This window comes from Sulfitobacter litoralis (genome assembly GCF_900103185.1).
In the GTDB taxonomy this organism is placed as follows: Bacteria; Pseudomonadota; Alphaproteobacteria; order Rhodobacterales; family Rhodobacteraceae; genus Sulfitobacter; species Sulfitobacter litoralis.
On the sequence record NZ_FNJD01000009.1, the window covers coordinates 101,047 to 121,672 of the forward strand.

The 20,626-nt window shown below is 59.3% G+C and carries 17 protein-coding genes; 9 read left to right on the top strand and 8 right to left on the bottom strand.

Features of this window, described 5'->3' with window-relative positions:
• Window positions 1-2: 2 nt before the first annotated feature.
• On the bottom strand, window positions 3-3,359 hold the full coding sequence (locus BLQ98_RS09250) for a YhdP family protein (RefSeq protein ID WP_093733063.1): 3,357 nt from the start codon (window positions 3,357-3,359) through the stop codon (window positions 3-5).
• Between the two features lie 99 nt (window positions 3,360-3,458).
• Here BLQ98_RS09250 and BLQ98_RS09255 point away from each other — a divergent pair, with 99 nt between their 5' ends.
• The 4 genes from BLQ98_RS09255 (at window position 3,459) to BLQ98_RS09270 (ending at window position 6,735) form a co-directional block, all read left to right on the top strand.
• The gene (locus tag BLQ98_RS09255; RefSeq protein WP_093733064.1) at window positions 3,459-3,920 is read left to right on the top strand and encodes a peroxiredoxin; all 462 of its coding nucleotides are present in this window, start codon (window positions 3,459-3,461) and stop codon (window positions 3,918-3,920) included.
• Window positions 3,917-4,726, top strand: a complete 810-nt coding sequence (locus BLQ98_RS09260; protein ID WP_093733065.1) for a ferritin-like domain-containing protein — start codon at window positions 3,917-3,919, stop codon at window positions 4,724-4,726. Before BLQ98_RS09255 ends, BLQ98_RS09260 begins: the two co-directional genes overlap by 4 nt.
• Window positions 4,727-4,916: 190 nt before the next feature.
• Window positions 4,917-6,245 carry a M23 family metallopeptidase gene (locus tag BLQ98_RS09265; protein ID WP_093733066.1) on the top strand — a complete coding sequence of 443 codons (1,329 nt, stop codon included), beginning with the start codon at window positions 4,917-4,919 and terminating at the stop codon, window positions 6,243-6,245.
• On the top strand, window positions 6,235-6,735 hold the full coding sequence (locus BLQ98_RS09270) for a bactofilin family protein (protein WP_093733067.1): 501 nt from the start codon (window positions 6,235-6,237) through the stop codon (window positions 6,733-6,735). The genes BLQ98_RS09265 and BLQ98_RS09270 overlap by 11 nt, the downstream gene beginning before the upstream one ends.
• A 141-nt stretch (window positions 6,736-6,876) precedes the next feature.
• Here the strand turns inward: BLQ98_RS09270 and BLQ98_RS09275 are convergent, their stop codons facing one another.
• Together BLQ98_RS09275 and BLQ98_RS09280 are read right to left on the bottom strand one after the other, a co-directional pair.
• Complete coding sequence (locus BLQ98_RS09275; protein WP_093733068.1) at window positions 6,877-7,431, bottom strand: peptidylprolyl isomerase; 555 nt, start codon at window positions 7,429-7,431, stop codon at window positions 6,877-6,879.
• Window positions 7,424-7,930 carry a peptidylprolyl isomerase gene (locus BLQ98_RS09280; RefSeq protein ID WP_093733069.1) on the bottom strand — a complete coding sequence of 169 codons (507 nt, stop codon included), beginning with the start codon at window positions 7,928-7,930 and terminating at the stop codon, window positions 7,424-7,426. The genes BLQ98_RS09275 and BLQ98_RS09280 overlap by 8 nt, the downstream gene beginning before the upstream one ends.
• Before the next feature lie 130 nt (window positions 7,931-8,060).
• On the opposite strand from BLQ98_RS09280, the gene BLQ98_RS09285 reads away from it, so the two are divergent.
• The 5 genes from BLQ98_RS09285 to BLQ98_RS09305 all read left to right on the top strand — a co-directional run bounded on the left by BLQ98_RS09285 (window position 8,061) and on the right by BLQ98_RS09305 (window position 13,674).
• Window positions 8,061-9,254 carry a phosphoglycerate kinase gene (locus BLQ98_RS09285; RefSeq protein ID WP_093733070.1) on the top strand — a complete coding sequence of 398 codons (1,194 nt, stop codon included), beginning with the start codon at window positions 8,061-8,063 and terminating at the stop codon, window positions 9,252-9,254.
• Between the two features lie 178 nt (window positions 9,255-9,432).
• Window positions 9,433-9,732, top strand: coding sequence for an FtsB family cell division protein (locus BLQ98_RS09290; protein WP_093733071.1), 300 nt, complete (start codon window positions 9,433-9,435; stop codon window positions 9,730-9,732).
• Between the two features lie 177 nt (window positions 9,733-9,909).
• Entirely contained in the window at window positions 9,910-10,920 is a 1,011-nt protein-coding gene (gene pdhA, locus BLQ98_RS09295) for a pyruvate dehydrogenase (acetyl-transferring) E1 component subunit alpha (RefSeq protein WP_093733072.1), read from the top strand.
• A 3-nt stretch (window positions 10,921-10,923) separates the two neighbouring features.
• Window positions 10,924-12,321: a pyruvate dehydrogenase complex E1 component subunit beta gene (locus tag BLQ98_RS09300; RefSeq protein ID WP_093733073.1), complete on the top strand. Its 1,398-nt coding sequence runs from the start codon at window positions 10,924-10,926 to the stop codon at window positions 12,319-12,321.
• Between the two features lie 12 nt (window positions 12,322-12,333).
• Window positions 12,334-13,674, top strand: a complete 1,341-nt coding sequence (locus BLQ98_RS09305) for a pyruvate dehydrogenase complex dihydrolipoamide acetyltransferase (RefSeq protein WP_093733074.1) — start codon at window positions 12,334-12,336, stop codon at window positions 13,672-13,674.
• A 142-nt stretch (window positions 13,675-13,816) separates the two neighbouring features.
• Here BLQ98_RS09305 and cysE read toward each other — a convergent pair whose 3' ends face one another.
• From cysE to BLQ98_RS09330, 5 genes are all read right to left on the bottom strand, one after another.
• Window positions 13,817-14,638, bottom strand: a complete 822-nt coding sequence (gene cysE / locus BLQ98_RS09310; protein WP_093733075.1) for a serine O-acetyltransferase — start codon at window positions 14,636-14,638, stop codon at window positions 13,817-13,819.
• A gap of 84 nt (window positions 14,639-14,722) precedes the next feature.
• On the bottom strand, window positions 14,723-18,655 hold the full coding sequence (locus BLQ98_RS09315; protein ID WP_093733076.1) for a baseplate multidomain protein megatron: 3,933 nt from the start codon (window positions 18,653-18,655) through the stop codon (window positions 14,723-14,725).
• The gene (locus BLQ98_RS09320) at window positions 18,655-19,101 is read right to left on the bottom strand and encodes an NlpC/P60 family protein (RefSeq protein WP_093733077.1); all 447 of its coding nucleotides are present in this window, start codon (window positions 19,099-19,101) and stop codon (window positions 18,655-18,657) included. Before BLQ98_RS09320 ends, BLQ98_RS09315 begins: the two co-directional genes overlap by 1 nt.
• Entirely contained in the window at window positions 19,098-19,988 is an 891-nt protein-coding gene (locus BLQ98_RS09325) for a phage/gene transfer agent baseplate hub protein (protein WP_093733078.1), read from the bottom strand. Before BLQ98_RS09325 ends, BLQ98_RS09320 begins: the two co-directional genes overlap by 4 nt.
• The gene (locus BLQ98_RS09330) at window positions 19,985-20,617 is read right to left on the bottom strand and encodes a DUF2460 domain-containing protein (RefSeq protein ID WP_093733079.1); all 633 of its coding nucleotides are present in this window, start codon (window positions 20,615-20,617) and stop codon (window positions 19,985-19,987) included. The genes BLQ98_RS09325 and BLQ98_RS09330 overlap by 4 nt, the downstream gene beginning before the upstream one ends.
• Between the last annotated feature and the right edge of the window lie 9 nt (window positions 20,618-20,626).

The following is a 20,626-nucleotide window of genomic DNA, read 5'->3' on the forward strand; positions in this document are numbered from 1 at the left end:
GGTTAGCGCCCCTCAAAGCGTTCAGCAACAGGTTTTTGCGGTGCGGGTGCGACAGGTGCGGGTTGCAAGGTCCCTGGCTGACTTGGCGTCGTCCTCGGCGCCGACCTAAAAATATCGCGAAGCGCGCCCGGCAGCAAACCCGACAAGGGATTAACCGATACAGACGGCGATTGTACCGTCCCCCCGATTGTATAGTTAAAGCCCAACAACCCCTCCCCCTTGCGGGTCAAAAAGCTTGCAATGCCATTCAGCAAATAGACGGGAGAGATCACCCCCTGCAAGGCCATTTGCCCTGTGTCAGTGGCAAAAACCCCGTCCATCGAAATGCCAAGCGACGCGCCCGTTGCGCTGGCTTGTGTCAGATTGACCCGATTGGAGGAGAGGCGAAAATCAGCTTCGACCGTATCAAAATATATACCGTCGCCGTTCAATTCGTTGATCAATCCCACGACAGATACAGCGTTTACAAGGGCGGCAATGGTTGGTGCATCTTTAATCCGCACGTCTTTTATCTCTGCATGCCCATCAAAGGCACCATCCGAACCGACCGGCACCAAGGTCAGCGACAATGCGCCACCATGCACCTGTTTCGCGATATTGGCGGAACGCAAAACCCCGCCCGCATCGGTTGCAGTCAACTGAACTGCACTACGACCATTCCTGGGCACAACGCGCCCCGAGACCCCAGTGCCATCATTCAACGCTGCACTAAATTGCCCATCCAAGCCACGAGCGACGTCAAATTCACCTGTCATGTCGGTCAACGCAATCGTGTCCGTCACCTGCAAACGGTCCAACGCCACCCGCATGGGCGGGCTGGCGACACGGCTGGGTTCGGTCTTGCCAAAGCGCGCTTTCCGCAGATCCAGGCTCCCACCTTTTATCATAACCTGAACGGGTCGCCCGGCTCCCTGCCCTATGAGATCGACGGGCACGTCCAACCAATTCCCGACAGACAATCGGTGAAGGCGCAACCGATCCAATCCGCCGCTTGGTTTGAGCGTCACGTCACCATGCGCTGTCAGACCCGGCGCGTTAATTTTCAACGTATCAATGTCGGGAACTGGCCCGAACAGTCCCGCTATTTCAAGCTTGCCAGTTTGCGATTGGGACTTCGTCCAGCCGATCTGCGGCACCGAAAGGCGCAGCCCGCTCAGGTCGGAGGAGACAGAAAACTTGGGCGTTTTGCCTTTGACCAAGTCCATCGCGAACCAAGCCCGACCCTCGCCACTCACGGTATCGGGGGGCAGTGCAATATTGAAGCGTTCCAGCGTCTGTGCGTTCAGCGCGATATCCGCCCTTACACTGCTGGCAGCCCCCGGTTTGCCAAAGGGTTGGGCCCATTCACCGTTAAAACGCACCCCATCAAGCTGCCCTTGCCCCTTGATTTTAAGGCCGGTGTTGGACGCATTCAGGGTCAGCACATCGGCGCGCAGCGACCGACCTTTGACCAAGCGATCGCTTTTAAAGTCGGCCAGCGTTCCGTTGACGTCAAAAATCGTAAGTTTCGGGTCGGACCCTTTCTTCATCGGAAACGACAAGGTCCCGGACACGTCAGCCACGGCATCAACGATATCGACGGGCAGATTAGCCTTATCCATTGCGTGAAGCGGTGGCCGGTTCAACAGCGACAGGATAGAGGTGATTTCAGCCTCGGCCTGAAGCCTGACAATGCCGGGGGGGCCATCCTTGACCGTGACATCGGGCATTATAAAGGACGTTCCGTTCACCGATACCGGCGTCGCGTCAGGCGGCGTGATGGTGCCGCTGTCCACACTCACCACAAAGCGGTTTGCCGACAGGCTCGCATGACCGCTGCCCGACGTAACATTTGGCATCGTACGCAAAAAACGTACCTCCGCCCCCTGAAAATCAAAATCGAGATAGGTTTGGGGTGCCTCACCCGGCTTCAGCCGAAAAGCAAGATCGACGTCGCTCAGCGCGCCAGCATAGACGTTGTCGGCCACCCATTTGCGCGTCTTTGGTTTGACGTTCTCCGGCCAAAGCTTCAGCAGGCGTTCGGGCTTCAACGCGTTCAATCCCGCATCCAACGCCACCTGCCACCCCTGCGTGCCGGCGCGCAGATCGCCCGACAGGTTCAGGGTCGTATCCCCGTCGAGTATATCCATGCGTCCGACAGACATGTGGAACGGATTGAAAGTTATTTTCGCATCGACGTCGGCACCCTCGATCGACACAGGCGTAACGTAGAGATCCGCAGGATCAGCGACCAGGTCCCGCAAGCGGACTTGCGCCACCAACTGCCCCAGCTTGCCGCTTGCGTCGATGCCCAACGTCGCGTCGCCTTCGATCCGCCCCGACACCCACTTGCTTTCGACAGATAATTCATCAAACCGCAGCAAGCGTTGGTCAGGATCATAGCTGAAATAGCTACGTGCACCATCAAAGGGAATGGGCGTCGCGCTTTCGCTCGGCTGCACGACCCCCGCGCCAATTTGCAACGTGGCGTTCAGCGGCTCAAAGGTGCCGTCGTCATCAAGGCTGCTGCGCACAGAACCCGAGATGGGTGCGCGCAATATGTTCAGCCAAGCGAAAGCGGGACTTTGGATCGCGATGTCGGCCGCACTCACCCCGTCGAAATTCACACCAAACTGCGACGCAGTATCGCCAAGCTTGCTGGTATAGCTTGCCGAAAGCGTCGCCACATCGGCACCCCCGCCCAAAACGGCAAGCTCCGCCGTGATGTCCAGACGCGTCCCGTCCCGATCCAGCAACATGCGTCCGCCATCCACTGTCCACATCCTATCAGACTGCAGATCGGTGTAGCGCAGCGTCAGGGCGCGTAGCTCGATCGACCGCAACCTGCGCATGGCCTTGGCCTCGAACACCGCATCGAGCTGTCCAATCAGTTGAGGCATGGTCGCTGCGCGCCGCTCCGCTGGCGCATCCCCCGTGCTCGCGCTTAGCGCGACCCGGCCGTCAAGATCACGTCGTAGGTTTGCGACCACGCCGGACATTGAAATATTCTGGGGCTGCACCTCGCCGGCCAAAAGCCCCTGCACGGAAAAACTGGCCTGCACTTCACGAAACGCAGCAAAGCTGACGCCGTCCGGATTGGCGATATTCACATCCCTAAGCCTGATGCGCGGACGCCAGCCTTTGTCGACAATCAATACCATCTCACCGAATCCGATCCGCGCCCGGGGCATATCTTGGGCAAAGCGCTCCTCGATACGGGTCTCCAGCCACTCTGGCACCACGATCGGGCTACGGATCAGATAGATAGCAGTGCCAGAGATGGCCGCGACGATCAGCGTAATAACCAGCAACGACCATTTGGTCGCCTGCCAAAGTCGTTTCCGCTTGGGGGTACGGGAGGCTGGGTTGGCGTTTGGCATGAGCGTCCGGCTATTGGGGCGTCTTGGGTTTTAAGTTTCGCCAAGCCCGACTAGTATGACAGCGCAGACAAAAGCTTCCAATACATAAGAAAGTAACCCATGCCAGAGATTTCCCAACCTGCACCAGACTTTAAGCTTCCTGTTACGGGCGGTGGCGAAATTTCGCTCTCCGATCTGCGGGGCAAGGCTGTGGTTTTATACTTTTATCCGCGCGACAATACACCGGGCTGCACAAAGGAAGCCATCGGTTTTTCGGAGCAGTTGCCAGCGTTTGAGAATGCGGGTGCCATTGTTTTTGGCGTTTCCCGCGATACGATGGCAAAGCACGACCGCTTTGCAGCTAAACATGCGCTGACCGTTCCGTTGCTGGCGGATATCGACGGTGCCGTGACCGAAGCCTATGGCGTCTGGGTCGAGAAAAACATGTATGGCAAAAAATCCATGGGGATCGAACGCGCGACCTATCTGATTGATGCAAATGGAAATATTGCTCGCATCTGGCGCAAGGTAAAAGTCGCCGGCCACGTAGAAGAGGTTCTGGACGCGGTACGCGCGCTATGATTGCGCTGGCTCAAATGGCAGAGAATGTGCTGCGCACCGCCGATGGCCGCGAAAAAACCGCGCTATCGCATCAATATGCCGCCGAATGGCGTGCCGCGCGCGCTGCCGGTGAAACGCCGGTGATTGGCACATCAAACCCGCCTCTGCGTCCCGCCCGCCCCGACAGGCCCGAACTTCTATCGCCCCGCGATGTGCCCCATCGCAAGCCCGGCTCACCCGAGGGCCGGATCGCTTTGCTTCATGCTGTCGCCCACATCGAGCTGAACGCGGTTGATTTGCATTGGGACATCATTGCGCGATTTACCGCTATCAGAATGCCGATGGGGTTTTACGATGATTGGGTCAACGCCGCGGACGATGAATCCAAACATTTCAACCTGATGTGCGATTGTCTTGAAGCATTGGATAGCCACTATGGGGCCTTGCCCGCCCATGCAGGAATGTGGCGCGCAGCAGAGGATACGGTGGACGACTTCATGGGTCGCCTTGCTGTTGTACCCATGGTTTTAGAGGCGCGCGGGCTGGATGTGACCCCCAATATGATTCAGGTGTTCAAAAGTGCGAAGGCCAAGCAGGCCGTTGAAGCGCTTGAGACGATCTATGCTGAAGAGGTTGCACATGTGGCTTATGGATCAAAGTGGTTCCATTTCCTTTGTGGTCGTCATGAATTGGACCCAAAGGAAGCGTTTCACGGGTTGGTTCGCAAATATTTTCATGGCGCGCTCAAGTCGCCCTTCAACGAAGAAAAGCGTGCCGAGGCGGGAATTCCGCCAGATTTCTATTGGCCGCTGACCGAAAATCTTTGATGAACGTCGCGCACTAAACCTTTGAACCGGCAATTTATCGCCAAATTTAACGTTAAAGCTTCATTAACCGCCGGTCAAAAAGCCTGAAGGGTTGCCCGAGGGGCACCCGATGGCTAAGCACTACCGGTGACTATCAGCGCGCGGCGGGGGCCCGGTGTGCTGTGACTGGGACGAAACAAGGATACCACGCGTGCGAACAAGGTTGGCGATCAAATTTAATGCGGCGCTCGAACGTTTCTTTCCGGAACGCCGCGTCTTTCTGAAATCCGACTCCGACACACGTTTTATCCGGTTGCGCCCCGTTACCCAGCTTTTCGTGTTTTCCGCAGCCTCGCTCTTTGTGGCCTGGTCCATCGTGGCAACCGCGGTGATTCTGATGGACAGCATCGGGTCGGGCAACTTCCGCGAGCAAGCAAAGCGTGATCAGCGTACCTATCAGGCGCGGCTCAGTGATCTTTCGGCGCAGCGCAACGGCCGCGCCGAAGAGGCCGTGGCAGCGCAAGAACGGTTCAATGCCGCGCTCAAACAGATTTCGGTCATGCAATCAGAACTGCTGCAATCCGAGACCCGCCGCCGCGAGCTGGAAACCGGCATCGAAGTGATCCAGAGCACCCTGCGGGATACCATGAAAGACCGTGAGGCCGCGCGCACTCAGGTGGCCGAACTCGAAGGGGCCGCTGCGGGCGACGGCAAGACGACAACAAAGGCGAATGTATCTTCTGCTCCGATTTCACTGCTTGCCGAGGCGCTCGAGCGTACGGCCGCAGAGCGGGATCAAGTGGTGATCGACGCGCAGGACGCCTTGATCCAGGCAGACGAGCTGACCCAGAAACTGGCTTTGATGCGCGATCAGAACGACGCGATTTTCCGCCAACTCGAAGAAGCCATGACCGTGTCTGTTGCCCCGCTGGACAAGATGTTCCGCAGCGCCGGCATGCCCACCGACCGCATGCTGGCGACGGTGCGGCGCGGTTATTCCGGTCAAGGCGGCCCGCTCATGCCCCTCAGCTTCTCCACACGGGGGGAGGTTCCTTCTCCGGATACGCTGCGTGCCAACCGGCTGCTAAGCCAGATGGACAAGCTGAATATGTACCGCATTGCCGCGCAAAAGGCGCCCTTTGCGGGCCCGCTCAAGTCGTCTTTCCGGTTCAGCAGCCCGTATGGCTATCGCCGGGATCCAAAGACGGGCGGGCGCAGAATGCACAGCGGAACCGACTTTGCTGCGGGTATGGGCACGCCTATTTACGCGACAGCCGAGGGCGTCGTCACCCACGCCGGCTGGAGCTCGGGATATGGGCGGTTGGTTAAAATTCAACATGAATTCGGGGTCGAGACACGTTACGCGCACCAATCCAAATTGCGCGTAAAAGTCGGCCAAAGGGTATCGCGCGGACAGCGGATAGGTGATATGGGAACATCAGGACGGTCTACTGGCGTCCACCTGCATTACGAAGTCCGTGTCGGTGGTAAGGCTGTAAATCCAATGATCTTTATCAAGGCTGCAAACGATGTTTTCTAAAAGCAAAATCAATGATCCCGCTCATAAGTCCGACGCAGACACGTCCAGCACTGCTGCACCGTCACACTCTGCACCGGCTGCCCCAAAGCAAAGCGAATTCAAGGCCAGCGCGCCCAAGGCAAAACCACCTGCCTCCGTGCTTTCCTCTGATCTGCACATCACCGGCAACCTGAAAACGACCGGCGACATCCAAGTCGAAGGCACCGTGGAAGGCGATATTCGCGCCCACCTGCTGACCATCGGCGAAACAGCGACCATCAAAGGCGAAGTGATTGCCGATGACGTTGTCATCAACGGCCGTATCGTGGGCCGCGTGCGTGGCCTGAAAGTGCGTCTGACATCCACCGCCCGCGTCGAAGGTGACATCATCCATAAAACCATCGCCATCGAATCCGGTGCGCATTTCGAAGGCTCCGTTCAGCGTCAAGACGATCCGCTGAACCCCGGCGCGAAATCCGCACCGGCCCAAAAGCCAAACCCCGCGTCCTGATCGGACAAAGGGTGATGAATTAAAAAGGGCGTCGCATTGGTGCGACGCCCTTTTTCGTTTTCAACTCAACACCTTTGGCGGCCTAAGCGCAAAGCGGTCAAAGCGGGGCAAAGGCGCGAACGCCCCTGCCCGACGCTATGATTATTCGGTGACTTTGACCTCGACCATACGATCAGGCGTTCCGCTGACGGCCCCGTTGCCGCCGGTTCCACGCTTGATCGCGTCCAGCACGTCCAACCCTTCGGTCACCTTGCCCACAACGGTATATTGCCCGTTCAGGAAGTGCCCTTGGTCAAACATGATGAAGAACTGCGAGTTCGCAGAGTCAGGGCTTTGGCTGCGTGCCATGCCAACAACGCCACGGTCAAAAGCGATGTCCGAGAATTCAGCGGGCAGGTCTGGCAGATCTGATCCGCCCATACCCGCACGGCCTGTGTCGCCGCCGGCCTTGCCGAACTCGACATCACCGGTCTGCGCCATGAACCCGTCGATCACGCGGTGGAACACCACACCATCATAGGCACCGGATGTCGCCAGCTCTTTCAAGCGGGCGACATGCGCGGGGGCCACGTCTTCGGCCAGATCGATTTTAATCGTGCCTTGGGCTTCGCCATCCACGGTGATCGCAAGACCATCCGCGAAAGCCGCCCCTGCCATCAGGGCCGAGGCAATGCCTGCTGCAAACAAATTACGCATCTGCAGCAACCTTGACGCTGATCATGCGGTCAGGGTTCGCGGCCGGTTCACCACGGGTGATCGCATCGACATGTTCCATCCCGGAAATGACCTGACCGTAAACGGTGTATTGACCGTTCAGGAAGTCGTTGTCCTTGAAGTTGATGAAAAACTGGCTGTTGGCGCTGTCCGGATTTGCGGAACGCGCGGCCCCAATGCTGCCACGGGCGTGCGGCACTTTCGAAAACTCTGCCGGCAGGTTCGGCAAGTCGGACCCGCCTGTCCCTGCTGCGCGCAGGTTAAAGTTTTCTTCCATGTTGCCGTTTGCCACGTCGCCGGTCTGCGCCATGAACCCTTCGATCACACGGTGAAAGGCCACGTTGTCGTATTTACCGGCCCGGGCCAGTTCTTTCATACGCTCGACATGTTTGGGGGCGATGTCGGGTAAAAGCTGAATGGTGACAGTCCCGCCCTTAAGCTCCATGAGGATCGTGTTTTCGGGGTCTTTGATCTCGGCCATGCCGGTCTCCTTTTAGAATTTCGTTGGCAATTACCTAGGGCGTGCAAGCGCAATTGCCAAGCGGGTCCATTGACCCTGACGGCAATAACGGCAAAACACGACGGGATTGTGGATCTACACGAGGGACAAGATGGGCTGGAAAGCATTGGACGACATGGACCTGCGCGGCAAGCGGGTTCTGGTGCGCGTGGATATCAACGTGCCGGTTGAAGACGGCAAGGTCACGGACGACACCCGCATCCAGCGGATCGTGCCCACCCTGCGCGATATTCTGACCCAAGGCGGCACGCCCGTTTTGCTCGCCCATTTTGGTCGCCCCAAAGGCAAGCGTGTGCAAGACCTAAGCCTACGTGTCGTGCTCCCCGCGCTCGAGGCCGCTTTGGGACGCAAGGTTGTGCTGGCCGAAACACTGGAAGCAGCCGAAACCGGCACCGAAGAAATCAACGCTGCCGATGTTTTGTTGCTTGAAAACATTCGCTTTTACCCTGGCGAGACAGAGAACGATCCTGAATTCGCCAAACGGCTCGCCGCTTTGGGTGACATCTATTGCAACGACGCGTTTTCCGCCGCGCACCGTGCCCATGCGTCCACCGAAGGCGTGGCACGGCTGTTGCCATCCTGCGCAGGCCGCTTGATGCAAGCCGAGCTTTCCGCGCTCGAGGCCGCTTTGGCGACGCCCAAACGCCCCGTAGGCGCGGTGGTTGGCGGTGCGAAAGTATCAACCAAGATCGAGCTGCTGGAAAACCTCGTCAACCGGCTGGATCTTTTGGTGATCGGCGGCGGCATGGCCAATACGTTTTTGGGCGCGCAGGGGGCAGATTTGGGCAAGTCCCTGTCAGAGCCCGATTTTTACGCCACTGCCAAGGACATTATGGCCCAGGCCGAAAAGGCCGGTTGCCGCGTGCTACTGCCCGTCGATGGGCTTGTCGCGCGTGAATTCGCCGCCGGTGCCGCGCATGATACGATTGCCCTTGGGGCGGAAACTGTACTGGAACCTGACCAGATGGTTCTGGATGCAGGCCCAAAGACGGTCGCCCTGATCAAGGACGCCTTTAGCGGGTTGAAGACGCTCATCTGGAATGGCCCGATGGGTGCTTTCGAAATTTCGCCCTTTGACACCGCAACGGTCGCCGCAGCTAAAGCCGCAGCAACGCTGACGCAGGACGGCGCGTTGATCTCCGTCGCGGGGGGGGGCGATACTGTCGCGGCCTTAAACCAGGCGGGTGCTGCTGATGACTTCACCTATATCTCTACCGCCGGCGGGGCTTTCCTAGAATGGATGGAGGGCAAGGTCCTGCCCGGCGTCGCGGCGCTGGACGCCTGATGTTCTTTCCCCGGCAGTGACAGTGATACTGCCCGCTGCCGGGGTTCATATGTAACGCACAAGCCCCCCATAAAAATTTAAGCCGTTTTCGACCAATCAGAAGACAAGGGATTCCCTTTGCGAATCACCTGTGTCATACTGGGGGAACGTCCATTAAGAGACGATTAAAGGCAGAGATATGAACCGCAGCAGCAAGCCCGCATTCGGCACACTTTTGTTTTTCGCGATCGCCTTCGCGCTAAGCCTCTATTTCGCCTTCGCTGCGATTCAGGGCAACTTTGGCCTGTTCCGTCGTGCTGAAATCGTAGCCGAGACGCAGGACCTGCGCGTGCAGCTGGCTCAGGTCCAGATTGACGTAGCGCGGATGGAAAACCTGACCCATCGCTTGTCTGACGATTATCTTGATCTAGATTTGCTGGATGAACAAACCCGCAAGGTGCTGGGGATGATCCGCGCGGACGAGATTGTCATCCGTTAATAGCGACGCGACCTTCAACAGCCCCCTACGCGATACGTTAGATTTGCCGCCTTTTCGGCAGGGCTTTACCATACGCGGCAAATGTCTCTCGCCAACAATCGTCGAATCCGATAAGAGATAGTTTAACACTAAACTACTTTGCGCGTGCGCGGGACAACTGTACGGAGGAATTGCCCCATGGCTGCCCAGAAACCGACCAAGAAGACAAATGCCAGCGCCGAAGAGCTTAAGGCCTATTATCGCGATATGCTGTTGATCCGGCGCTTCGAGGAAAAAGCCGGCCAGCTCTACGGCATGGGCCTGATCGGGGGCTTCTGTCACCTTTATATCGGGCAAGAAGCCGTGGTTGTCGGGCTTGAGGCCTCGGCCAAGGACGGCGACAGCCGCATCACCACCTATCGCGACCACGGGCATATGCTGGCCTGCGGAATGAATCCGGACGGCGTGATGGCCGAGCTGACGGGCCGCGAAGGCGGGTATTCCCGTGGCAAGGGTGGCTCCATGCATATGTTCTCGAAAGAGAAAAAATTCTACGGTGGCCACGGCATTGTGGGCGCGAACGTCCCCCTCGGGGCCGGTATCGCCTTTGCCGACAAGTACAAGGGCAATGACAACGTTACCTTTACCTATTTCGGCGATGGTGCCGCGAACCAAGGTCAGGTCTACGAGACATTCAATATGGCGGCGCTTTGGAAACTTCCGGTGATCTTCATCATCGAAAACAACCAATACGCCATGGGCACCTCGCAGCAACGCTCCACCTCCAGCGCTGAAATCTGGGAACGCGGCAAAGCGTTCGGCATTCCCGGCGAAGCGGTGGACGGCATGGACGTACTTGCAGTCAAGGAAGCAGGCGAACGCGCGGTGAAACACTGCCGTTCGGGCGACGGCCCCTATATTCTGGAAATCAAGACATATCGCTATCGGGGACACTCGATGTCGGACCCTGCGAAATACCGCACCCGCGAAGAAGTGCAGAAAATGCGCGACGAACGCGATCCCATCGAACAGGTCCGCAACATTCTGCTGGAACACAAACACGCCAGCGAGGACGATCTGAAAGCGATCGACAAAGAGATCAAGGAAATCGTTAACGCAAGCGCCGAGTTTGCCAAAGAAAGCCCCGAACCGGCGGCCGAAGAGCTTTGGACAGATATCTACGCAACCGAAGTCCCACAGGAGGCTTGAACCATGGCAATCGAAATTCTCATGCCCGCACTGAGCCCCACGATGGAAGAAGGCACACTGGCCAAATGGCTGGTCAAAGAGGGCGATACCGTGTCCTCCGGTGACATCATGGCCGAAATCGAAACAGACAAAGCGACGATGGAATTCGAAGCCGTTGACGAAGGCACCATCGGCAAGATCCTGATCGAAGCCGGCACCGAAGGCGTCAAGGTCAATACCGCCATCGCCGTCCTGCTCGAAGAAGGCGAAGACGCTTCTGACATCGACAGTGCATCCAGCGCTGCCCCCGGCAAAGAAGCGAAAGCCGACGAAAGCGACGACGCCAAATCCGACAAAGCCCTTGCGGCTGCCAAGTCCGACGCCGCTGCGCCCAAGGCCCCGGAAACGGACAACACACCCGATTGGCCCGAAGGCACCAAGCTCAAGCAGCAGACCGTACGCGAGGCCCTGCGCGACGCCATGGCCGAAGAAATGCGCCGCGACGACGACGTGTTCCTCATGGGTGAAGAAGTCGCCGAGTACCAAGGTGCCTATAAAATCTCGCAAGGGTTGCTGGACGAATTTGGTGCGAAACGGATCATCGACACGCCCATCACCGAACACGGGTTTGCCGGAATCGGTGTAGGTGCCGCCTTTGGCGGGCTGCACCCCATCGTCGAATTCATGACCTGGAACTTTGCGATGCAGGCCATCGACCACATTCTGAACTCTGCCGCGAAAACACTGTACATGTCCGGCGGCCAGATGGGCGCCCCAATGGTTTTCCGCGGTCCAAACGGTGCCGCCGCCCGCGTCGGTGCGCAGCACAGCCAAGATTACGCTGCGTGGTATATGCAGATCCCCGGCCTCAAGGTGGTGATGCCCTATTCGGCCTCAGACGCCAAAGGGTTGATGAAAACAGCCATCCGCGACCCCAACCCTGTGGTCTTCCTTGAGAATGAAATCATGTACGGCAAATCCTTCGACGTGCCGGATGTCGACGATTACACTGTACCCTTCGGCAAGGCCCGTATCTGGCGCGAAGGTAAGGATGTCACCATCGTCAGCTTCGGTATCGGCATGACCTATGCTCTGGAAGCCGCTGAAAAACTTGCCGAAGAAGGCATTGACGCCGAAGTCATCGACCTGCGCACCCTGCGGCCGATGGACACTGCCAGCATCATCAAATCGGTGATGAAGACAAACCGCCTTGTCACCGTCGAAGAGGGCTGGCCACAAGGCTCCGTCGGCAACTACATCTCTAGCGTGATCATGCAGGAAGCCTTTGACTATCTGGATGCGCCGGTGATCAACTGCACCGGCAAAGATGTGCCCATGCCCTATGCCGCAAACCTCGAAAAACTGGCGCTAGTCACCACGGACGAGGTCATCGCGGCGGTCAAAAAAGTCACCTACAAGTAAGGAGCGGTCCACATGCCCATAGAAATCCTCATGCCCGCCCTCAGCCCCACGATGGAAGAAGGCACGCTAGCGAAATGGCTTGTTTCCGAAGGGGATAGCGTCTCCTCCGGTGATATCCTGTGCGAGATTGAAACCGACAAGGCAACGATGGAATTCGAAGCCGTCGACGAAGGCACCATCGGCAAGATCCTGATCGGTGACGGCAGCGAAGGCGTCAAGGTGAACACCCCCATCGCCGTGTTGCTGGAAGAAGGCGAAGAGGCATCAGATATCGATGCCCCTGCCCCGGACACCAAGGACAGCGCCAAGGAAGACGCCCCCGACCAGGACGCGGCCCCTGAAAAAGGTTATGGCCGCGGCGAAAGCGACGCCAACGACACAGGCAAATCCTCCCCGGCCGTGCCCAAGGGCAATGACGGAAAACGGCTGTTTGTGACACCACTGGCCCGTCGCATCGCGGCAGATAAAGGCGTGGACCTGACCGAACTCTCCGGCTCTGGCCCGCATGGTCGCATCATCAAGGCAGATGTGGAGGCAGCATCCGCCGGTAGCGCCAAGGCCAAACCGGCCGAAAGCACGGATACCACCAGCGCACCCGCGGCCAAAGCGGCCCCTGCCGCCGGCCCTTCTGCCGACGCTGTGATGAAAATGTACGAAGGCCGCGACTTCGAGGAAATCTCCCTCAACGGTATGCGCAAGACCATCGCCGCGCGGCTGACCGAAGCCAAACAGTCGATCCCGCATTTCTACCTGCGCCGCGACATTGAACTCGACGCGCTGCTGAAGTTCCGAGGCGAGCTTAACAAACAGCTCGAAGCACGCGACGTGAAGCTGTCGGTCAATGACTTCATCATCAAGGCCTGTGCTCTGGCGCTACAAACCGTGTCCGACGCCAATGCGGTCTGGGCCGGCGACCGGATCCTCAAGCTCAAGCCCTCGGATGTCGCGGTTGCTGTGGCCATCGAAGGCGGCCTGTTTACCCCGGTATTGAAAGACGCCGAGATGAAATCGCTCTCGACCCTCTCGGCCGAGATGAAAGACCTCGCTGCCCGTGCACGCGACCGCAAGCTTGCGCCGCATGAATATCAAGGGGGCAGCTTCGCCATCTCGAACCTCGGCATGTTTGGGATCGACAACTTCGACGCAGTCATCAACCCGCCCCATGGTGCGATTTTGGCAGTCGGGGCGGGCGTCAAGAAACCCGTCGTTGGCAAGGACGGTGAACTCGCCGTTGCCACAGTCATGTCGGTCACCCTGTCTGTCGATCACCGCGTCATCGACGGTGCCTTGGGCGCACAACTGCTTAGCGCGATCAAGGACAACCTTGAAAACCCCCTGACGATGCTGGCTTAACGCCGCTTCCAAATGGGGTTAAATCCTCGGGGGTCGGGGGGCAGACAGCCCCCCGCCTCACAGCAAAAAAGGGCCGGACCGCTTGTCAGGTCCGGCCTTTTCACATCGTGACGAAGGTGCGCGCGGCCCCAAGCCCCTTGAATTACATATTAATGTCGCCCTGCGGTCCAAGCATGTGGTCCATCAGAACCGACGGTTGATCGCAGCCCGCCTCGCCCACCACACGTGCGGGGATGCCCGCCACGGTTTTACAAGGCGGTACGGATTCCAGCACGACCGACCCCGCCGCGATGCGCGAGCAATGCCCAATAGTGATATTGCCCAACACCTTTGCGCCCGCGCCAATCAAAACGCCATTGCCAATCTTCGGGTGCCGGTCCTGTTCTTCCTTTCCGGTCCCGCCCAGAGTGACCGAGTGCAGCATCGACACGTTGTCGCCCACCACCGCTGTTTCGCCGATCACGACGGAGTGCGCGTGGTCGATCATGATCCCCTTGCCGATGGTCGCGGCAGGGTGAATATCAACGCCGAAAATCTCGCTCACCCGCATCTGCACGAAATAGGCCAGATCCCGTTTACCCTGTTTCCACAAGTGATGGCCTACGCGATAGGCCTGCACGGCCTGGTACCCTTTGAAATACAGGATCGGTTGCAACAGCCGGTGGCAGGCGGGGTCACGTTCGTAAATTGCCACCAGATCAGCGCGCGCGGCCTTGATCAAATCAGGATCGTTGGCAAAAGCCTGTTCGACCATTTCGTGCACCACCATCATCGACATCTCGTTCGACGCCAGCTTGGCCGCGATGCGGTACGACAGTGCTTTTTCAATGGATTTGTGGTGCAGGATCGTAGCGTGCACAAAGCCGCCGATCAGCGGCTCGTCGCGCACCGCGTTTTGGGCTTCTGTCTGGATTTGATCCCAAACCGGATCAACCGAGGCGATATTTGTGCGTGCATTTGCCATGAAACCATCCTTCTTTGACCTCACGCTATAGCAGGTTCCACCCGAGTGCCAAACGCAAAGCCGCCTGTTAATACTGACAGGTTATCACAAATTGATCTTACCGAACAGTGCCGGACCCGCTCCGTACAATGCCGATATCTGCGTGACACTGATCAAAGCCAGCCCCGTCCCCCCATCGTCCAACCGCGATGACTCGGGATAGGTCCATCGGGGGCTATCGACGGTTTCTTCGCGCAGCACCGCGCCGTTTTGCATAATACGCACCTGATATTGCTCGCTTTCCTCTCCGATAGGCAGATCGAATGCCGACCACTTGTCACCATTAAGTCGCGTCCGTCGCACCCAGTTAAAGGTCATTTCCCCCGCCTCGACCTCCACCCTCAAATGACAGGGACGGTATGGGCGCAGCCCGTTACCATTAAAGCTCTCGTTTTTTTGAACGTAGCTCGGATCATCCAGCGGTCGGGCTGCGGGGCCAATGCGATAGGTCTGTGCGATCCGCAGCAGGTTCGGGCCAAGCTCGATCTGACGCGGTACCGAATTGAGCAGAACAAACTGCGAGCCCGAAGGCCACACCTCTGGCATTAGCCCATCCGATCCCGCCTGCCCCCGCAGTCGGTCGCGCAGCAGATATGTCTGCGGTGCGATCAATTCGGCAGTGGTGAACTGGAACACCTCCCACCGGTCGGCGGTGCCGTCTCCGATGGCAGCCAGATTGCCCCCACCCAGCAGATCGTCGGGTTCGATACTCTCCAGGCCGCCGCTCGACAGCGTTACCTGCAACGCCCTCCCCCGATCCAGAATCCCAGGGCGCGCCCGCAGCAAATCATTGTGCGTCACACCCATCGTCGCACGTAAAGGCACCACCGTGTTCAGTCTGAAATTCAATGCTCCACGCGACGCATAGACCGCAACATTCCCCGGCCATTGCCGCGCTGTCGCGGCAAAATAGGGCGCGTGTGGCACCTCGTCGCCGCGCAGCAGCGGCAGGTCAAGAAACACCGAATGCACCGGCACGGGTGCTACAAACGGCTTGAGCGCGATCAACTCATCATCGAACGGTGCAGGGGCGTACACCTCCGGCTCGATGCGGACAGCATCAATCAGGCTTAACTCTCCCGTTTCGACCCGATCCACACGGTACAGCCCCCCGCCTTCCCCCTCATCCGGTGGCACAACGATCACATCCCCCGCACCGACAGCCATCATCGACGGCGGCAGCGCCAAACGCACACCTTCCCGGGCAACACGTGCCTCTGTCAGCCAGCGTTCGGCTGTCTGGTGTCCCTCCGCCCGGGTGAGCGCCATATTAAGCTCCGACGTCGCCACCGCATGGGTCGCATCGTCAGGCAAGACCGCTTCTTCGGCGATCGTATCGTAATCTCCGTCCGCCTGCACAAACCGTAAACGCATCCGGCCTAACAGCTCTGCCTCTGCCTCTCGGGACTTTTCCACCGGTGCCTCCAGATCACCCGAAACAGCAAGCACTTCACGGGCCAGTGGCACGGCATCCAATCCATCCCGCATGATGAAACGCAGCATGCCGTCGCGTTGCACAACATCAAACCCAAAGCGCAGCATCAGCGGCTGCAATGCCGCGCGCGCATCGGCCACTTCGTCCACAACATAGCCGCGCACATAGCCATAGAGCCCAGAGGTATCAAAATCGTTAAGGCCAGCACGGCGGCAGATTGACGCCACCAACTCTGACAACGGCAGCGCCGCGCTGCGCCCGTTCAACCAATGCCCGCGTGCGTAGTTTTGACCATCGTTCCACAAGGAGCGGTTATTGGGAAAAAACGGATAGGGCCGCGTGTCCCATGCCCAGACAAAAGCGCGGGTCATATCCACCATCGGGCCACCATATTCTGCCGACAGGGGGTTATTCTCTGCATCCCGCCAATGGCGCGCCAAGGCCCGCAGATATTGCATCTGCATCAACTCATCCCGCGCGCCGGTCGAATACCGTGGTAAGCTGCTTTCCGAGCTTTTGAGGTCGAGAAACTTGTTGGGTTGGTTTGTCCCCTTGTCCACCGCAGCACAGCCGTATTCCGTAAACCAGATCGGCTTGGACCCGGGTTTCCAGCCAGTCGGTTCCGCCGCGCGTACGCCGCCAATTCGGTCGTGATGCAGGTTCTCCCACCAGCCGCGCAGGTCCTTATATCGGTAGACCCAAGGTTCCCCATATGCACCGTCTGTGATCGGCGTGCGTATCTGCGCTGCGCGCGCCTCTGGCGAATGGTAGAACCAGTCGAACCCTTCGCCGCCCGCCACATTCCCCGACAGATAGTTCAACGCGTAAATGCTCTCGCTGTGCTGCGCGTCCAGATGATCGCTACCGTCGCGCCAATCGGACAACGGCATGTAGGTGTCGATACCGATGAAATCGATGTTTTCATCGGCCCACAATGGATCAAGGTGAAAGAACACATCGCCGCTGCCGTCCTGAGGATGATAGCCAAAATATTCTGACCAATCAGCGGCATAGCTGATCTTAGTGTCCGACCCCAACAGGGTACGTGCCTCTGCGGCCAAGGCACGAAACGCCTGCACCGCGACAAAGCTGTTACCTGCCCCCCTGATTTGCGTCAGCCCGCGCATCTCTGTGCCGATACAAAACGCGTCGACCCCGCCGGCGGCTTTGCACAGTGCCGCGTAATGCAGAATGAACCGCGACATCGACCATTCCTGAGGGCCGGTATAGACTACCTCCCCTCCCGCGACCGAGAAATCAGCCGCCGTGACAGTCCCGAAAAACTGCGCCACCTCATTGTGCGCTGCCAGTGTCCCATCCGTGCTGCCCGCCCGCCCCGGAGCCCTATCCAGCGTGATCCGCCCACGCCACGGTAGTTTGGGCTGTGTGGCCGCGTCGCTATAGGGATCGGGCAGTGTGTTGCCGTCAAGCTGGTCCATCAGAATGAACGGGTAGAACATCACTGCCTTCCCCGCCGCGTTCATCGCGTGGATCGCCTCGATCACAGAGGCATCCGTCGGCGTGCCACCATAGACGGGACGGTCGTCCTCGCGGGCGATCACTTCGGCGTCGCCACGGACAAGCCCCGCCACCTGCCATGGCATATTCTCGCCATCGATGACCGCACTTTCCACCATTGGGCGCACACGGCATTCCCCGCAGCGAAGGTCATTGCCGAACCACGACACAACAAGCGACGCGGCCGCCAGCTGCGGTAGCTCCTGGGTCACGTCCTCCAGCGACGCGACGAAATCCGTGCGCCCGTCAGGGGTAGAGACATTGGCGCTCCACCGCCCGCCTTTACCGTCGCTGTAATGCACAGGCGTCGTGGCCAAGGCGTATTCACCCGTGCCGGGGATCAGCGCGACCCCTTTGACGCCGTGTGTGACGCTGATCTCGGCGTCGGGCGCGCCGGGTTCTTCGGCGCGCAGCACCTCGAACGAGAACTGCGGCACACGGTTGCCGAACTGTCCAAGCGCGAGGTTCTCCATCACGACATAGGCCGTCCCGCGATAGGCTGGTACATCATCCGCGCCCTCGATTGCGGCAATCGTCGGGTCGGGCAGTTGATCGCCCGTCCCGCGATAGACCGCTATATTTAGCGCTTGGACCGAGATTTCCTCCCCATCGGCCCAAATCCGGCCAACGCTGGTAATTTCGCCCTCGCACAGCGCAATCGCTAGGCTGACGCTATAGCTGTATTCAGTCGTTTGGGGTGTCGAAGGGGCCCCTTTGCCGCCACCGCCGCCCGTTACCGTCGTCGTTTCGGCAAAATCCGAGGCCCAGATCACCTGCCCCCCAACCCGCATCCGGCCAAAGACCTGCGGTACAGCCGCGCCCTCGCCCGCTTGCGTCACCCGAAACCGGTCAACCTTGCCGGTCTCTACCGCCTGCGCCCCTTGTCCCAACAGGCGCTGGTCGATCACGCGCCCAAGGGTCGCACCCACCGCACGCCCCACCGCGACCGAAGAAAGCCCCGCGAGCGTCCCCCCGACCGATCCGCCAATCGCGGCACCTGCCGTTGAAAGAAGTATCGTCGCCATCAGATCGCCTCCGCCGGAAATTCAAAACGTGCTACAATGCGCCTGCGCCACGGCTGGCTCAGGGGGCTTTCAGTAACCCCGTGACCGCTGTAGGCATGGATAAAGCGCGCCTGCGGGCCGACCTTTGTCGCTATGCCGAAATGTTTCGCCACCGCCCCGCTGCGCATGCGAAAAAGCAGCACATCGCCGGGGGCTTCATCGGTCAGGGATTTCGCCGACAGGTGGCGCAACGCGGCCTGCCATAGGCGCTCCTCGCCCTGCGGTTCGGACCAATCCATCGAATAGGCAGGGATCGCCTCGGGCTCCTGCCCCACCACCTCCAGCCAGACGCCGCGCAACAGACCCAGACAGTCGCAGCCCGCCCCCTTGCGCGCCGCCTGATGCACATAGGGTGTACCGATCCATCCCCGCGCTGCTACGACCACGGATGCCCCACGCGCGTTCATCGCAGTGATCCCCCAGTATTGCTGCCCGAGGATTTCGGCACCGCCATCATCCAGTCTGTGCTCGGCAGATCTGGAAAACCCCGAAAGTTCAGCAAGTTGTTGAATTTCAACCGACAGGTCGCTTGGCGTTTGTCGCACCCAGCGGTCAGTCGTAGCTGATGCCCGCTGGCGATCATACCGCGTATCGGCTCCCACAGTTCGACCTCGCGCTGACCGTTTAAAGCGCGGTCGTGTTTGATGATCCCCCACAGCCCTGCCGCGGGGCCGTCTAGCACCTCAAGCCGCCCTCGCGCGAACCACCCATCCTCAAACCCGCCGATGCCATCCCAGCGAAACACCCGCCCGTCGTCATGGTCCTTTGCGGCCAAGGTCACCGCATAGCCCGCTGTCGCTAGATCGAACCCGCAGGCCGCATCCCCCAGCACCGCCGTGCAGGGCTTCTGAAACACCCGCCCCATAGGCCGGTTCAGCGCCTCGGTCAGCCCGCGCAGCTCCGCCCGAAAGGCCCCACCGGCGCGCTGCATCTCGCCGATACTGCCCCGAAAGATCACGCATCGCGCGGTCACATCGGCCCAGTTCACCCGCCAGCACCGCACGTCCGCCCCGTCAAAGCGCCCCTGCTCAATTTCGTCCTCGCGGATTGCGTCATGGCTCAGCGCGCCCAGCGCCTCTGTATTATCCACCGACAACCCCGTGCTCTGCGCCAAAGCCCCCGCGCTCAAACCGCTGTCCGCTCGAAACGCCAGCCCGTCAAAGGCCAGCGGCCGGTCGTGATCGGTGAAGGCCAAAGTCACACCGTCTCGCCGCTGGATCGCCCAAGCATAGCACAGCGTCGTCAGTCCCGTCCGCGCATGTGCCAACAACGCACTCTTATCCGCCCCGCTCATACCCGCACCTCGATCACAGGCACATCCGGCACCTGCCCCGCCTGAAAACTAGCAACGCTGACCAGAATGCGATCCGTGTCAAAGCGGACAGGCACGTCGAATTCGAACCCCGCCGACAACTGCATCTCAGGATCCGGCGCATGGGCGAAACGAATGATGCCGGTGCTCAGATCAACGTCATAGTCGCTCCCCTCTTGCAGGGCGTCCTGCTCTATCCCCAAGCGCACGGTTCCGGCAACCGGCTTGGTGATCGGTCTGAGATAGCTATGCCCGCCCGAACTATAGGTCTTGACCAGTTGATAGTCCGTGCGCACACCATCCCCGAAGCCAAGGCTCTGATCCTCGAACGCAACACCGACAGAGGACGCACAGGATTTAAAGTCCGCCCAGTCTTTCCAGCGAAACCCATACATCTGTCCCATACGCGCCTCAAAGAACCCCGTGAGCGCTTGGACATCATCGATAGAGCGCATTCCCAGCCCCGCATCATACACACGGCGTGAATGGGCCCAGGGAGTGTTGCGCTCCTCATACCCGTTGGCGAGCGTCACCACATCGGTACGGCGTTGCGGCCCCCCAAGGGATCCAAAGCTCAGGCTAGGTGGAAATCTGACATCGTGAAAATTCATTGGCTTGCT